A 14,396-nucleotide genomic window follows, 5' to 3' on the forward strand; every position below is an offset into this window, starting at 1 on the left:
GGGGTGCCGGTTGCAAAATGCCGCGCCAGGTGTCTGGCGCGGCACCTATCCCTTCACACTGTCAGCCGATCAGAACGTGGCGGCCGGGCAGGTGTTGTCCGACATGTAGTCGTGCACCACGATCTCGCCCGACTTGATCTTCTCGGCCGCCGCATCGACCGCCGCCTGCATTTCCGGGGTCACCAGCGCCTTGTTGTTGTCGTCCATCGCATAGCCGACGCCATCGTTCGCCAGACCCATGACATTGATGCCGGGGGTGAGGTTCTCGCCTTCCTTGAAGGCTTCGTAGACGGCGTTGTCGACGCGCTTCAGCATCGAGGTCAGGACCTGGCCGGGGTGCAGGTAGTTCTGGTTCGAGTCGACGCCGATGGACAGGATCCCCTCGTCCGCCGCCGCCTGCAACACGCCGACGCCAGTGCCGCCCGCCGCCGCGTAGATCACGTCCGCGCCTTGCGCCTTCTGGCCCTTGGCAAGCTCGGCACCCTTCACCGGGTCGTTCCAGGCCGCCGGGGTGGTGCCGGTCATGTTCAGCACGATCTTGGCGTCGGGCTTGGCCGCCAGCACGCCCTGGGCATAGCCGCAGCCGAACTTGCGGATCAGCGGGATGTCCATGCCGCCGATGAAGCCGACGGTGCCGGTCTTGGTGGCCAGACCCGCCATCATGCCGACGAGGTAGGAGCCTTCATGCTCGTTGAACACGACCGACTTCACGTTCGGCTGGTCCACGACCATGTCGACAATGGCAAACTTGGTGTTCGGGAAGTCCGGGGCGACCTTGTTCAGCACGTCGCCGAAGGCGAAGCCAGTCATCACGACGGGGTTGGCGCCCGCTTCGGCCAGGCGGCGCAGCGCCTGTTCGCGCTGGGCTTCGTCCTGCATTTCCAGTTCCTTGAACGTGCCGCCGGTTTCGGTCGCCCAGCGGGTCGCGCCGTTGAAGGCCGCTTCGTTGAACGACTTGTCGAATTTGCCGCCAAGGTCGAAGATGATCGCCGGTTCGGCGGCAACGGCACCCGCGAGGAGTGCGAATGCCGAAGCGGCCCCGGCAAGGGATTTCATCAGGCTCATGGGTATTCTCCCGGTTGATAAACACTGTGCCGCCCAGTCCGCCGGTTTCGTCCGGTCGCGGGCGGTTCCTGACCTGATTAGCGACAAAGCCCGGCAAGGGGTCAAGCCGGATTCGCGCGGGCGGCCGGGAAAGTTGACCCGATGGTCAGGAAAGATCACGAACCCGGCATTGCAGCCAGCGCGCGAGCCATGACCACCGCGTCGATCCGGTCGCCCTCCGGAGTCCGGTAATAGCCCCGCCGCAGGCCCGAACGAGTGAAGCCCAGCGATTCGTAAAGCGCGATGGCTGCGGCATTTTCCACTGACACTTCCAGGAAGGCGGCGTCCGCCCCCCGCAGCCGGGCCTGGTAGAGGAAGCGCATGACAAGCTGGCGCGCAAGGCCCCGGCGGCGGGACTCCGGCGCGACGGCAAGGGTCAGAAGCTCGGCCTCTCCGGCAACGGCGCGGCCCAGCAGGAACCCGGCGTCGCCCTCGACCAGCAGGAAGGCGAGCGGGTCGGCGAGGAAGCCTGCGAAGTCGGCGGCGCTCCACGGCGGAGGGCTGCGGAAGCAGCGGGCGTGGAGGGCAGCAAGGGCGTCGGGGGTCACGGCAGGATCACCGGGGGCGGGTCCGAGGGCGGGTCGGCGTCGGCGCCGCGCAGGTAGAAGGGGGCGGGGCGCGGTTGGGGCGTCCCGGTTCGGGTGGCGGCGATCCGGGCGATGGCTTCGGGCAGCGGCAAGGCGGGGGGCAGGGCCATGGGGCCGGCGGCGCTGCCGGTCGCGTTGGGCAGCGGGGTGACGCTGTCGGCGGGGGCCAGCCGGGCGGGGCCGGGGCCGGTGTCGGTGAAGTCCTGAACATAGACTTCGCCGCGCCGGGCGTCTTCGATCACGGTCAGAGGGCGCGGCAGGCCATGGGCCAGCGCCTCCAGCCGGGTCACGCCGACTGCCGGGATACCCAGTCCCAGAGCCAGCCCGCGCGCGGCGGCGACAGCAATGCGGACGCCGGTGAAATTGCCCGGCCCGGTGCCGACGGCGACTGCCTTGAGGTCGCGCCAGCCGATCCCGCCCTCGGCCAGCAGCTCCTCCAGCAGCGGGATCAGCCGTTCGGCCTGACCCTTCTCCATCGGCTCGATACGCTGGATCGCCCTGTCGGGCAGAAGCAAAGCGGCCGCGCAATGCGCGGCCGAAGTGTCGAAGGCCAGAAGCGGCAACAAGGATCAGGCAGCCACTGGCCGCACTTCCAGCACTTCCGGGATGTAATGCCGCAGAAGGTTCTCGATTCCCATCTTCAGCGTCAGGGTCGAGGACGGGCAGCCCGCGCAGGCGCCCTGCATGTGCAGGTAGACCACGCCCCGGTCAAAGCCGTGGAAGGTGATGTCGCCGCCGTCCTGCGCCACCGCCGGGCGGACGCGGGTATCCAGCAGCTCCTTGATCTGCTTGACGATGTCGCCATCCTCGCCGGTATGCTCGGCATGGCCGCCGCCGTTGGTGCCCTCGCCTTCGATCACCGGCTGGCCGGACTGGTAATGCTCCATGATCGCGCCCAGGATCTGCGGCTTGATATGGGGCCAGTCGACGTCATCGGCCTTGGTCACGGTGACGAAATCGTTGCCGAAGAACACCCCGGTCACGCCGCCCGCCGCGAAGATGCGCTTGGCCAGCGGCGATTTCCCCGCCGCCTCGGCGCTTGGGAAATCGGCGGTGCCAAGCTCCAGCACGGTCTGCCCGGGCAGGAATTTCAGCGTCGCGGGGTTCGGCGTGGATTCGGTCTGGATGAACATGCTTCCGGTCTCCGACTGTTCCTGTCGGATATGCGCCTTGCACCCCGCAGTGTCAAGTTTGGAACCGTTCTAAAGTTCAGGCGCGATCCGAGCCCCAGTAGGCATACATCTGCTCCAGTGCGCTCAGCGGGCGCAGGCGGACTGGCGTTTCAACCGGGCGCTCGGCCTGGAAATAGGGCTCCACCGGCTGCGCGGCGACCGGGCGGCGGGGGAATGGATGGATCGACATGGTATGCACCTTTCACTCAAGGCTCCTCCCGAGGCCGAATCTAGGCCGATCCCGGGGCGACCCCAAGGCAATTCGCTGCATGGCAGCAATGCGGGTGCAGCATGGCGCGTGACCGCCTACCAGATGAGCGCGACGCCCGAATATAGCGCAATTGCCCCGATGGTGCAGGCCACGGCCAGCGAGCCCAGGTCCTTGGCATCCTTGGCAAATTGCGACCAGTCGGGGGACAGGTGGTCAACCAGCACCTCAAGCGCGGTGTTCAGCGCCTCGACCGCGATCAGGACAAGGCCGATGGCCAGCAGCCCCAGAATCTCTGGCAGAGAAGCTCCGCAGATCAGGAACAGCACCAGAAGCCCCGCGATCAGCGCGACCTCCTGCCGGAAGGCGCTTTCCCGGGCCAGCCGCTTCAGCCCGCCCAGCGAATAGCCCGCCGCGGCGAAGAAATGCGCGATCCCGGATTTGCGCGGCGGCTTTTCCTGGACGCTCATGCCTCAGCCCGCCGCGGCGCGACAAGGTGCCGCAAGATCAAGCGTGGCATCCCGGGCCGTCGTCGTCACATCCAGCATTCCAAGCACCGTCGAGAACATGTTGTCGTGGCTGACCGGGTCCGCCGCACCCTTCGCCAGGCAGGCGGCGTCCAGCGCCAGACTGTCACGGAAGCGCTGCGACATCCAGAGCACCATGGGAACCCGGGTCTGATATTCCGGCGCCATGAAATAGGGCGTGCCATGCAGGTAGAGCCCGCCTTCGCCCAGGGACTCGCCATGGTCCGAGACGTAGTACATCGCCGGGATCACCCGGCCGGAGGCATCGAGAAGGTCAATCACCTGCGACAGGAAGTAGTCCGTGTAGGCGATGGTGTTGTCATAGGCGTTGACGATCTCCTCGGTGGAGCATGAGGTCAGTTCCGGCGTGTGGCAGGCGGGCTTGAACAGTTCGCGCTCGGGCGGATAGCGCAGCCAGTAGCTGGGGCCATGGCTGCCGATCTGGTGCATGACGATGACCGTGTTCTGGGTAATCGTATCGGCCTTGTCCTGCAGTCCTTTCAGGAAGACACCGTCGATGCATTCGGGGAAGCAGAATTCCGGCCCGTCCTCGGGCTTCATCTTGCGCGAGGGGATGCGGTCGGCAATGTCCTTGTCGCCCGTATTGTTGTCCCACCATTCAACCTTGAAGCCGGCATGGGTCAGCACGTCGACCAGGTTCTCGTGGCCAAGGCCTCCCTCATAGGAATACTCGGACCGGGTCAGGGGCGAGAACATGCAGGGCAGCGAGGTCGCGGTGGCGGTGCCGCAGCTGGTGGCGTTCGGGTAATAGACGATGTCGCGTTTCGCGAGGTCCGGGTTGGTGTCGCGCCCGTAGCCGCCCAGCGACCAGTTCTGCGCCCGGCTCGTCTCGCCCGCGACGACGACCATCAGGATCGGCTTGTCCGCCTTGGCCAGGAACGGGCCGGGCTTCGCGTCGCGCCCGGTCGGCTGCAGGGTGATCTGGGTCGACTTGAACATCATCTTGGCATAGCGCAGCGCCCCGCTCATCGGGGCAAGCGGCTGGACCGAGCCCATCAGTTCCTTGTTGCCGCGCAGAACCGTCGAATAGGCCTTCAGGTTGGTGAACAGGAGCCCGACCAGCAGCGCTGCCGAAAGCACCGTGACCAGCCCGGTGCCGATCAGCCCGCGCAGGACCGTCGCGCGCCGGATGCGCACCCAGAGCACCAGTGCCGACGGGAGGACGCCATAGAGGAAGACATGGCTCAGGAAGTTGAGCGTGATGAGATGCTTCGATTCGGCGAAGGTTGTCGTCACCGCGTTCTGGATCATGTCGCGGTCGACCACGACGCCCAGCACGTCGACATAATAGGATGTCACCGCGGCGGTCAGAAGCAGGGCTACCAGGACCGGCTTCTGCGCCCGCCGCACCGCCAGGATCGACACGACCAGCAGCATCAGCGCCCAGACCGCCCCGGCGAAGACCAGCGCTGTCAGCGTCCGGCTCTCGAAGATGCGGAACAGATGGCCCCAGAACGTCGTGTTGCACAGCGCCAGCAGATAGGTGGTGACGAGCACGTTCAGCAGGAAGGGCGATAGGGTGGGACGGCGGCCCGCGCTGGCAGGCTGGTTTGGCGGAGTCATGCAGAGGTCCTGGAGATACGGGCCTTGCGTAGCCCGTCGCTAATCTAGGGCGGTGTGATCGAAGCTGCAGTAAGCGGGCGCTTAAACCGGGCTATCCAGCCCTTGCGCTTGCGCCACAGGAAGCGATTCCTGTCGCCCCGGATCAGGTGATGCTCTCCAGCCGCTCCTTGGACAGGTCGCCCGGGACGATGGTGATCGGGATCGGCAGGCTGCCGGAGTTGCGGCTCATCGCGGTGACAAGCGGGCCGGGCCCGTTCTTGTCGGTGCCCGCGCCAAGGACGAGCACCGCGATTTCGGCATCGTCCCGCACCTGGCTGAGGATCTCGTTCACCGGATCGCCCTCGCGGATCACCAGTTCGGGGTTGACCCCCTGCTTGTCGCGCATCCACTTGGCGAAGACCTCGAAATGGGCCTCGATCCGTTCGCGTGCCTCGGCGCGCATCAGGTCCGCGACCCCCATCCAGGTCTGGAATTCTTCCGGCGGGACGATGGACAGGATCGTCACCCCGCCGCCGGTATGGGCCGCGCGCAGGGCGGCAAAGCGCATGGCATTCAGGCATTCGCGGCTGTCGTCCAGCACGACCAGGAATTTCCGCATGTTTCTCCCCTTTGGCGGCGGATCATGGCCCGGAGCACGGGGGGAAGGCAAGCCTAGGCTTGGCCCGCCCGCGCGGCGACCTTGGGATAGCGGCGCCAGAGCGTTACGGTGCGGCTCGCGTTCAGCACCATGAGCGCGGCCCAGAGACCATGGTTTCCGGTGACGGGAACCAGAACGGCCAGCGCCACGGCATAGATCGCGACCGAGACAAGCATGGTCCGCACCATGTCGCCGGTCAGCAGCGCGCCGATGAAGATGCCGTCGAAGACCCAGGCCGCAACCCCGATCAGGGGCGCGGCGACCAGCCAGGGCAGGTAGGCCCGCGCCGCCTCGCGCACCTCGGGGGCGGTGGTCATCAGGTCGATGATCGGCGGGCCGGCCAGGGCGAACAGCAGCGCGAGCCCGATGCCGCCGCCAAAGCCCCATTGCAGGCAGATCCGCCCGGCGGCCTGCACCTGCCGCACCGACCGCGCACCGATGGCCTGGCCGACCAGCGTCTCGGCCGCGATGGCGAAGCCGTCCAGCGCATAGGCGGTGATTTCCAGGAACTGCATCAGGACCTGGTTCGCCGCCAGCGTCACGTCGCCGAACCGGGCGCCGAGAAAGACAAAGGTGGTGAAGGAGAGTTGCAACAGCACGGTCCGCACCATGATGTCGCGGCTGGCCGAGAACATGCGGCGGATCGACAGCCGGTCGCCCAGCCGGGCAGCGGCGTCGCGGAAGGCAGGCCCGAAGGCATCGCGCGCCAGCCACAGCGCCAGGGCAAGCCCGGTCCATTCCGCGATCAGCGTCGCCACCGCGACTCCCGGCACGCCCCAGCCAAGGCCGAGGACGAACCAGAGGTCCAGCAGGATGTTCAAACCGTTCTGCCAGAGCTGCAGGATCAGGACGCCCCGCGTCCGCTCCAGCCCCACCAGCCAGCCGGTCAGCGCGTAAAGCGCGATGGTCGCGGGTGCGCCCCAGATGCGGATCGACAGGTAGTCATGCGCCAGGGCCTCGACCTTCGGCGTGGCGGGGGCGACCCAGAAGGCCGCCGCGAAAAGGACGACCTGCGCCAGCACCAGGGTCAGCCCGGCCGCAGTGCCGACGATCAGGGCACGGACCAGCACGGCCGTCCGCTCGCCCATGTCGCCCGCCCCCTGCGCCTGCGCGGCAAGGCCCGAGGTCGACATGCGCAGGAAGCCGAAGGCCCAGTATAGCGTCGCCAGGATCACTGCCCCGATGCCCACCGCGCCCAGGCTTGCCGCATCGCCAAGCTGTCCGATCACAGCGGTATCGACCGCGCCCAGAAGCGGCACCGTGGCATTCGACAGGACGATCGGCCCCGCGATGCGCAGGACGCGGCCGTGGGTAATCCCTGTCATTTCGGCTCGGCAGGGGGCATCAGGAAATGTCCCGTCGCCTGCGCGAAAAGGCGGCTGCGGTTGTCCTGCCAGGCCTCGACATGCACGGACGCATAGCGCCGACCCGACCGGTTGACCCGCGCCCGGGCATAGGCGTCGCGCGGCAGGCCCGCGCGCAGGTAGTCGATGGTGAAGTCGATGGTCTTCGGCAGCCGCAGCGGGCCTTCGGGCAGCGCGCCGTCGGCCTCCATCCCTTCCCAGAGCGTGCTCCAGGCAAGCTCGATCATCGCGGCGATCTCCAGGAAGGCCGCCGTCGCCCCGCCATGCAGGGCGGGAAGGCGCGGGTTGCCGATCAGGCCGTCCCGGAAGGGCAGGACGGCAGTCAATTCGTCGCCGCGCCGGTCGAACTCCACCCCGAGGAAGCGGATGTAGGGTACGCCGTTGACCAGTGTCCTGAGCAGCCCTTCGCGGCGCTGCTTCACGACATGAACCGGCTCCGGTGCCTTCATTCCTTGCGCTCCACGGTAAAGGCGCCGGTCGCCATCGCCACCGGGCGGGCTTCGTCGTCATCCGTGGCCACTGCCCGGACGAAGGCCACGCTGCGGGTGACATGATGGCATTCCGCGCGGGTGCGGATGGTCTGGCCCGGCGTGGCGGGGCGCATGTAGTCGATCCGCAAATCCAGCGTCGCGGTCGAGAACCCGGCCTGCGGATGGCTCATCACCGATGTGCCGCAGGCGGTGTCCATCAGCGCGGAAACGGCGCCGCCGTGGATCACCCCGGTTGCCGGGTCGCCGACAAGCCGGGCGTCGTAGGGCATTGATATGGTGGCGTTGCCTTCGCCGATGGTTTCAAGCCGCATCCCCAGCTCTCGGCTGTGCGGCAGGGCTTCGATGAACTGGCGGGCGATGGTCTCGATGTCGGGCATGGGGCCTCCGGGCCGACGCATCAAACCGCTGCGTCAGGGGGAAGGCAACCCCCGACACGGTTGCACCAGCGAAGGTGTCCCCCTAGGCTGACCGGTGGAGGACCGCGCATGACCGAGACCCGCCTGACCTTCAAGGAGATGTGTGCCAGGTTCGACGTGACCCCGCGCACGCTGCGCTACTACGAATACATCGAGCTTCTTGCCCCGGAAAAGGAAGGCCGCGCCCGCTTCTACGCCTCGCGCGAGGTGGCGCGGATGAAGCTGATCCTGCGCGGCCGCCGCTTCGGCTTCTCGCTGGAGGAGATCCGCCAGTGGCTCCTGATCTACGGCAAGAAGGGCGAACGTCCGCAGCTTGAGGCCTGGCTGCAACTCGCCGACCGGCAGCTGGTCGAGCTGGAGAAGCAGAAGGCCGAACTCGAAGGCTCGATTGCCGACCTGCGCGCCCTGCGCGAGACGGCGGTGCAGGAAATGGGCAGACTGGTCGAATGATGACGTCGGGTCATCCAGGTGCGGGGTTCGCCGACGGCGAATTGCCATGCTTTTTCCATAGATTCGCCGAACGATGGCAATCGTTCTGCCCTATCGCCTTGCAGGCGGGTGGATCGGGGTTGATTCAATGCGATTGAAGCGCCACCGTGGGTTTGCGGGTCTATCGGTTTTGGGGGTGATGGTGGTGTCTGCAACGGGTGTTCTGGCCGACCAGCCTTCCGGCCTGTCCTTTGCCTGCACCGGCGGCACCCAGACCGATCCCGCCCGCGTTGCCGAGATTTGCGCCGACTTCCTGAAGGCGGTGCGCAACCAGCCCGATCTTTCCGGCGCCGATCTGCAGGACGCGCCCCTGTCCGGCGGCCCGGGGCTCGAGATCGAGATCACCGAGGCCACCGCCACGAAGATCGAGGTCATTCCGACCTGGATCGACGCTTCCGGCCAGCGGGCTGTCCGGCCCTCGGTCGGAATGCTGACGATGGATACCACCGTGACCAGGTCCAGACGCCTGGCATTCTTCCAGAGGCTGATCGCCGACCTTCCTCGCTAACCTTTCTTGCCAAGGACTCATTTCATGCCCGACGTTCAAGCCGCCCGCGACCCCTCCACCCCGAATGCCGCGCCAAATCCCGGCGATCCGTCTGCAGCCCCGATCTTCACCTGGGACCAGATCGCCACCCAGCTGACCAGTGGCTATTGGGGGGGCGTGCAGTACAAGTTCGCGCTGACGGCCACCAGAACGCTGACCTACAACGTTTCGGGCCTGTCGACGGCGGAACGCGCGATTGCAGTGGCCGCCCTTGAAGCCTGGACCGAGGTGACGGGTATCAGGTTCGTCGCATCAACCGCGTCCAACGCGAAGCTCATGTTCGACAACAACGATCCCGACGGCGCCTATGCCTATTCGGATTTCACGGGAACCACGCTCACCCAGTCGTTCATCAACATACCGCGCGACTGGGCTCCGCTCGATCTGAACAGCTACATGCTTCAAACCTACATGCACGAGATCGGCCATGCGCTGGGCCTGGGGCATGCCGGAAACTACAATGGAGACGCGACCTACGGCGTCGATAATCTCTATGACAACGACAGCTGGCTGGCGACGGTCATGTCGTACTTCAGCCAGGACGACAACACGCTATCCGCGACCGACAGTTTCGCCTTCACGGCCACGCTCATGCCGGCCGACATCATCGCCATCCAGAACCTCTACGGGTTTTCGGGTGTCACCAACGGCGGAAACTCGGTCTACGGCTACGGTTCGAACATCGGCGGCTATCTGCAGAGCTTGCTGAACCAGTGGACGGGCTACAGCCCCCGCACTGCGGCTGTCTACTGGGGCGATCCGATCGCCTTCACGATCTACGACACCAACGGCATCGACACGATCAACTTCTCGAATTTCAGCGCCAACCAGGAAATTTCGCTTTTCGAGCTGACCTATTCCGACATCGGCGGTCTGGTCGACAACGTGACCATTGCCCGCGGCACGGTGATCGAGAATGCCACGTCGGGCGCGGGCAACGACACGTTGACCGGCAACAACGTCAACAACGTGCTCCGCGCCAATGCCGGGAACGACATCCTGACCGGCAACCTGGGCAACGACACGCTCTATGGCGGGCTTGGCGACGACACCCTGTCGGGCGGCGGCGGCAATGACGTCCTTTATGGCGAAGGCGGATCCAACGTCCTCGACGGGGGCGCGGGCAATGACACCTATTATCTGACCGGCGTGACCAACGTGGTGCTGGAGGAGGCGGATGGCGGCATCGACACGATCCGCACCACGCAGACCAGCATCTTCCTGGCCGACCAGGTGGAGAACCTGGTGCTGACCTCGACGCTGGGCGTCTATGCGATGGGCAACGTGCAGGGCAACTCGATCACTGGCGGCACCGGCGGCGACACGCTGTTCGGGGCCGACGGGTTCGATTTCCTCTACGGCGGCGCGGGCAACGACAGCCTCGATGGTGGCACCGGGAATGACGTGATCTACGCAGGCACGGGCAATGACAATGCCTTGGGCGGCGACGGGGCGGACACGCTTTTCGGCAGCACCGGCAACGACACGCTGGCGGGGGGCGCCGAAGCTGACCGCCTTCTGGGCGAGGATGGCAATGACCGGCTGTTCGGCGATGCAGGTGGCGACTCGATCTATGGCGGCAACGGCAACGATTCGCTCTACGGCGGCGAGGGCGGCGATTTTCTGGACGGGGGCGTCGGCAACGACAGCATGGACGGCGGTGCGGGTGACGACACCTATGTCGTGAACGCTGCCGGCGACCGGGTGGTCGAAGGCCTGGACGGCGGCATCGACACGGTCCGCACCGCGCTGACGAATTTCACTCTGGGCGAGAACGTGGAAAACCTGGTGCTGACCTCGACCAGTGCCTCGACCGGCACCGGCAACGGGCTGGACAACACGATCACCGGCGGTGTCGGGTCGGACAGGCTGTTCGGGATGGACGGTTTCGATTTCCTGTTCGGCGGCGGGGGCAGCGACACCCTGTCCGGCGGCAACGGCAGCGACTGGATCGATGGCGGCATCGGCAACGATTCGGTGCTGGGCGGGGCGGATTTCGACACGATCATTGGCGGCGTCGGCAACGACAGGCTGTTCGGCGGCACCGAGGGGGACATGCTTTACGGCGATGCCGGCAACGACCAGCTGGACGGCGAGGACGGCGAAGACAGGCTGTTCGGCGGAATCGGCAATGACGTGCTTCTGGGCCGGGCGAATGACGACTGGCTGGACGGGGGTGATGGTGCCGACACGCTGAACGGCGGCCTGGGCTATGACGTCTACGTTGGCGGGGCAGGTGCTGACCGCTTCGTCATCAGCACGGCGGACATGGCCGACGAGTTTCTTGATTTCACCAGCGGTCTGGACAGGGTGGGCCTGTCGCGGGCGGGGCTTGGCATTGCCACCACGGCGACGATTGCCGCGATGTGGCAAACCGGCACGGCACTTCCCGAGACCTTCGGGGGCACCCAGCCTGTGCTGTTCTACGACGCCTCGACGCGCACGCTGTATCTGGACCTCGACGGAGGGGAGAGCGGAAATGCCTCCGCGCTCTTCACCGTTCAGGAAGGCGGCACCCTGACGCAGACCGACTTCCTGTTCGTCTGAACCGGCTGAGCCTTTTCGGGGGCCGGGCGAGGCATCTGCCATCGCCCGGCCCCCGATCCGTCAATGGGCCAGGAAGACCGGAACTTCTGCGTTTTCCAGCATGTCGCGGGTCGTGCCGCCCAGGATCGCCTCGCGGAACCGCGAATGGCCATAGGCGCCCATCACCAGAAGATCGGCATCGAGGTCGCGCACCTGGCGGGCCAGAACGTCGGACACATGCGGCAGGGTGCGTGCCAGGACCGAAACCTCGGCCTTGACGCCGTGCCTGACCAGCAGCTGGCACAGGTGCCCCCCGGGATCAGACCGCTCCGGCCCGTGGGTCGGCGGATCGACCACGACGATCTGGACCATGTCGGCGCGCTTGAGGAAGGGCAGGGCCCGGCGCGCGGCAACCAGCGCCTCGCGGCTCTGGTTCCAGCCGACGACAATGCGCTTCGGCTGGGCCGTCTTCATGCCCGAGGGTGGAACGATCAGGACCGGCGCCATGCCTTCGAAGAGCGCGGCCTCCGTCACCGCCTCGTCGGCGACGCTGCGGGTCTTGCCATAGGGCAGCGGCAGCACGGTGAGGTCGCTGTAACGCGCGCGGGCCGCGACGACATCTGTCAGTGCCCCAAGCTGGGTCACGACCGATTCGACGGATGACCGCAGCGAGGGGGACTGTGCCCCGATCGCCGCATTCAGCGCCGCCTCGGCTTCGCGCGCCTCGCCTTCGGCCCGGTCCATCGCGGCGGCGATTACCACCGCGCCCGACCCGACATAGGAATACCCGACCTGAGTGCGGTCGACACCCAGGGCAAGCCCGTCCAGATGCGCATCCGTCGCCGTGGCGATCTGACCGGCGGCTGTCACAGTTGCAAGTACGCCCTCGGGCGCGACCGCCACGGTGAGGAGGGATTTGTAGGCCATGGTCATCTCCCTTGATAATCTTCAAGCTAGCATGAGCGTTGCAGAATTGCGCGCCTTGACCGAGGTCAATTCCACTTTGGATTCCGGTTGACCCAGATCAAGGCGGATATCTCTGCTGCACCGCAGAAGTCAGAATGCCGAAGAGTGCGGCTGCCGGTTCCGAATCAAGATCCGGTGCGGCGGACCGCATGAGACAGGACGAAGGGACGCTACCATGTGGGATTACCTAAAACTTGCCGGGCTTGGCCTTGTCGCGGTCCTGGCCGCGATCGCGGCCAACTACGCGCATGACCTGGCCTATCAGGTCAACGCGATCACCGTGATGCTTGCTGCTGGCATCGCCTTTCTGTGGGTGGTCCGCTCGGCGGGCGACCCGAAACCCAATGTGCAGCACGAATATTTCGACAGCGTGATCCGCGCCGGCGCGATCGCCACCGCCTTCTGGGGCGTCGTCGGCTTTCTTGTCGGCGTGGTCATCGCCACCCAGCTGGCCTTCCCGCAGCTGAACTTCGAGTTCCTGCAGGGCTATGGCAACTTCGGCCGCCTGCGCCCGCTGCACACCAGCGCGGTGATCTTCGCCTTTGGCGGCAACGCGCTCATCATGTCGTCCTTCTACATCGTCCAGCGCACCAGCGCCGCGCGCCTGTTCGGCGGCTCGCTCGGCTGGTTCGTGTTCTGGGGCTGGCAGCTGGTCATCGTGCTGGCTGCCACGGGCTATGTCCTCGGCGCGACGCAGGGCAAGGAATATGCCGAACCCGTCTGGTACGTCGACATCCTGATCACCGTGGTCTGGGTCGCCTTCCTGATCGCCTTCATGGGCACGCTCTTCAAACGCAAGGAGCCCCATATCTACGTCGCGAACTGGTTCCTCCTGTCGATGATCCTGACTGTCGCGATGTTGCACCTCGTCAACAACGCGGCGATCCCGGTCTCGATCTTCGGCTCGGCCCAGGTCCAGCTCTACTCCGGCGTGCAGGATGCGATGGTGCAATGGTGGTACGGCCACAACGCCGTGGGCTTCTTCCTGACCGCGGGCTTCCTCGGGATGATGTACTACTTCGTCCCGAAGCAGGCCGAACGCCCGGTCTACAGCTACAAGCTGTCGATCATCCACTTCTGGGCGCTGATCTTCCTTTACATCTGGGCGGGTCCCCACCACCTGCACTACACCGCGCTGCCTGACTGGGCGTCGACCCTTGGCATGGTGTTCTCGGTGATCCTGTGGATGCCTTCCTGGGGCGGCATGATCAACGGCCTGATGACGCTGTCGGGTGCCTGGGACAAGCTGCGCACCGACCCGATCATCCGCATGATGGTGGTTTCCATCGGCTTCTACGGGATGTCCACCTTCGAAGGCCCGATGATGTCGATCAAGGCGGTGAACTCGCTGTCGCACTACACCGACTGGACCATCGGCCACGTCCATTCCGGCGCCCTCGGCTGGAACGGGATGATCACCTTCGGCGTCCTCTACTACCTGGTGCCGCGGCTCTGGAACCGTGAAGGCCTCTACTCGCTGAAACTCGTCAGCTGGCACTTCTGGCTCGCCACCATCGGCATCGTGCTCTACGCCTCGTCGATGTGGGTCACGGGCATCATGGAAGGCCTGATGTGGCGCGAAGTCGATGCGAACGGCTTTCTCGTGAACGCCTTCGCCGACACCGTGGCCGCGAAGTTCCCGATGTATGTGGTGCGGGCGCTGGGTGGTCTGCTGTTCCTGACCGGGGCGGTGATCATGTGCTGGAACCTCTGGATGACCGTGCGCGCGCAGCCTGTGAAGGCCTCGCAGCACGCGGCTGTTCCGGCAGAATAAGGAA

The 14,396-nt window shown here is 65.9% G+C and carries 16 protein-coding genes; 4 read left to right on the plus strand and 12 right to left on the minus strand.

The features are described from left to right. Nucleotides 1-69 precede the first annotated feature (69 nt). The 11 genes from JNL31_RS07360 to JNL31_RS07410 all read right to left on the minus strand — a co-directional run bounded on the left by JNL31_RS07360 (nt 70) and on the right by JNL31_RS07410 (nt 8,051). Nucleotides 70-1,065, minus strand: a complete 996-nt coding sequence (locus tag JNL31_RS07360; RefSeq protein WP_294971721.1) for a BMP family ABC transporter substrate-binding protein — start codon at nt 1,063-1,065, stop codon at nt 70-72. Between the two features lie 155 nt (nt 1,066-1,220). Continuing rightward, nucleotides 1,221-1,652 carry a GNAT family N-acetyltransferase gene (locus tag JNL31_RS07365; protein WP_294971724.1) on the minus strand — a complete coding sequence of 144 codons (432 nt, stop codon included), beginning with the start codon at nt 1,650-1,652 and terminating at the stop codon, nt 1,221-1,223. Further along, nucleotides 1,649-2,257 carry a tRNA (adenosine(37)-N6)-threonylcarbamoyltransferase complex dimerization subunit type 1 TsaB gene (gene tsaB, locus JNL31_RS07370; RefSeq protein ID WP_294971726.1) on the minus strand — a complete coding sequence of 203 codons (609 nt, stop codon included), beginning with the start codon at nt 2,255-2,257 and terminating at the stop codon, nt 1,649-1,651. The genes JNL31_RS07365 and tsaB overlap by 4 nt, the downstream gene beginning before the upstream one ends. A gap of 3 nt (nt 2,258-2,260) precedes the next feature. Then, the gene (locus JNL31_RS07375) at nt 2,261-2,824 is read right to left on the minus strand and encodes a NifU family protein (protein ID WP_294971728.1); all 564 of its coding nucleotides are present in this window, start codon (nt 2,822-2,824) and stop codon (nt 2,261-2,263) included. A gap of 76 nt (nt 2,825-2,900) precedes the next feature. Further along, nucleotides 2,901-3,053: a hypothetical protein gene (locus tag JNL31_RS07380; RefSeq protein WP_294971730.1), complete on the minus strand. Its 153-nt coding sequence runs from the start codon at nt 3,051-3,053 to the stop codon at nt 2,901-2,903. A gap of 116 nt (nt 3,054-3,169) precedes the next feature. Then, nucleotides 3,170-3,541, minus strand: a complete 372-nt coding sequence (locus JNL31_RS07385) for a diacylglycerol kinase (protein WP_294971732.1) — start codon at nt 3,539-3,541, stop codon at nt 3,170-3,172. 3 nt (nt 3,542-3,544) lie between these two features. Beyond that, nucleotides 3,545-5,182: a phosphoethanolamine transferase gene (locus JNL31_RS07390; protein WP_294971734.1), complete on the minus strand. Its 1,638-nt coding sequence runs from the start codon at nt 5,180-5,182 to the stop codon at nt 3,545-3,547. Between the two features lie 142 nt (nt 5,183-5,324). Continuing rightward, a complete protein-coding gene (locus JNL31_RS07395; RefSeq protein ID WP_294971736.1) occupies nt 5,325-5,780 on the minus strand; it encodes a universal stress protein in 456 nt (151 codons plus the stop codon). A 53-nt stretch (nt 5,781-5,833) separates the two neighbouring features. Then, a complete protein-coding gene (locus tag JNL31_RS07400) occupies nt 5,834-7,144 on the minus strand; it encodes an MATE family efflux transporter (RefSeq protein ID WP_294971739.1) in 1,311 nt (436 codons plus the stop codon). Next, on the minus strand, nt 7,141-7,632 hold the full coding sequence (locus JNL31_RS07405) for a PaaI family thioesterase (RefSeq protein WP_294971742.1): 492 nt from the start codon (nt 7,630-7,632) through the stop codon (nt 7,141-7,143). Before JNL31_RS07405 ends, JNL31_RS07400 begins: the two co-directional genes overlap by 4 nt. Beyond that, the gene (locus JNL31_RS07410; protein WP_294971744.1) at nt 7,629-8,051 is read right to left on the minus strand and encodes a PaaI family thioesterase; all 423 of its coding nucleotides are present in this window, start codon (nt 8,049-8,051) and stop codon (nt 7,629-7,631) included. Before JNL31_RS07410 ends, JNL31_RS07405 begins: the two co-directional genes overlap by 4 nt. A gap of 108 nt (nt 8,052-8,159) precedes the next feature. Between JNL31_RS07410 and JNL31_RS07415 the strand changes: the two genes are divergently transcribed. The 3 genes from JNL31_RS07415 (at nt 8,160) to JNL31_RS07425 (ending at nt 11,673) form a co-directional block, all read left to right on the plus strand. Continuing rightward, on the plus strand, nt 8,160-8,540 hold the full coding sequence (locus tag JNL31_RS07415; protein ID WP_294971746.1) for a MerR family DNA-binding transcriptional regulator: 381 nt from the start codon (nt 8,160-8,162) through the stop codon (nt 8,538-8,540). Nucleotides 8,541-8,673: 133 nt separating this feature from the next. Continuing rightward, nucleotides 8,674-9,087, plus strand: coding sequence for a hypothetical protein (locus JNL31_RS07420; RefSeq protein ID WP_294971749.1), 414 nt, complete (start codon nt 8,674-8,676; stop codon nt 9,085-9,087). A gap of 24 nt (nt 9,088-9,111) precedes the next feature. Continuing rightward, entirely contained in the window at nt 9,112-11,673 is a 2,562-nt protein-coding gene (locus JNL31_RS07425) for a M10 family metallopeptidase C-terminal domain-containing protein (protein ID WP_294971752.1), read from the plus strand. 60 nt (nt 11,674-11,733) lie between these two features. Here the strand turns inward: JNL31_RS07425 and JNL31_RS07430 are convergent, their stop codons facing one another. Continuing rightward, on the minus strand, nt 11,734-12,579 hold the full coding sequence (locus JNL31_RS07430) for a universal stress protein (RefSeq protein ID WP_294971755.1): 846 nt from the start codon (nt 12,577-12,579) through the stop codon (nt 11,734-11,736). Between the two features lie 214 nt (nt 12,580-12,793). Here JNL31_RS07430 and ccoN point away from each other — a divergent pair, with 214 nt between their 5' ends. After that, on the plus strand, nt 12,794-14,392 hold the full coding sequence (gene ccoN / locus JNL31_RS07435; RefSeq protein WP_294971758.1) for a cytochrome-c oxidase, cbb3-type subunit I: 1,599 nt from the start codon (nt 12,794-12,796) through the stop codon (nt 14,390-14,392). Nucleotides 14,393-14,396: the final 4 nt, after the last annotated feature.

The organism is Tabrizicola sp., assembly GCF_016792905.1.
Taxonomy (GTDB): domain Bacteria; phylum Pseudomonadota; class Alphaproteobacteria; order Rhodobacterales; family Rhodobacteraceae; genus Tabrizicola.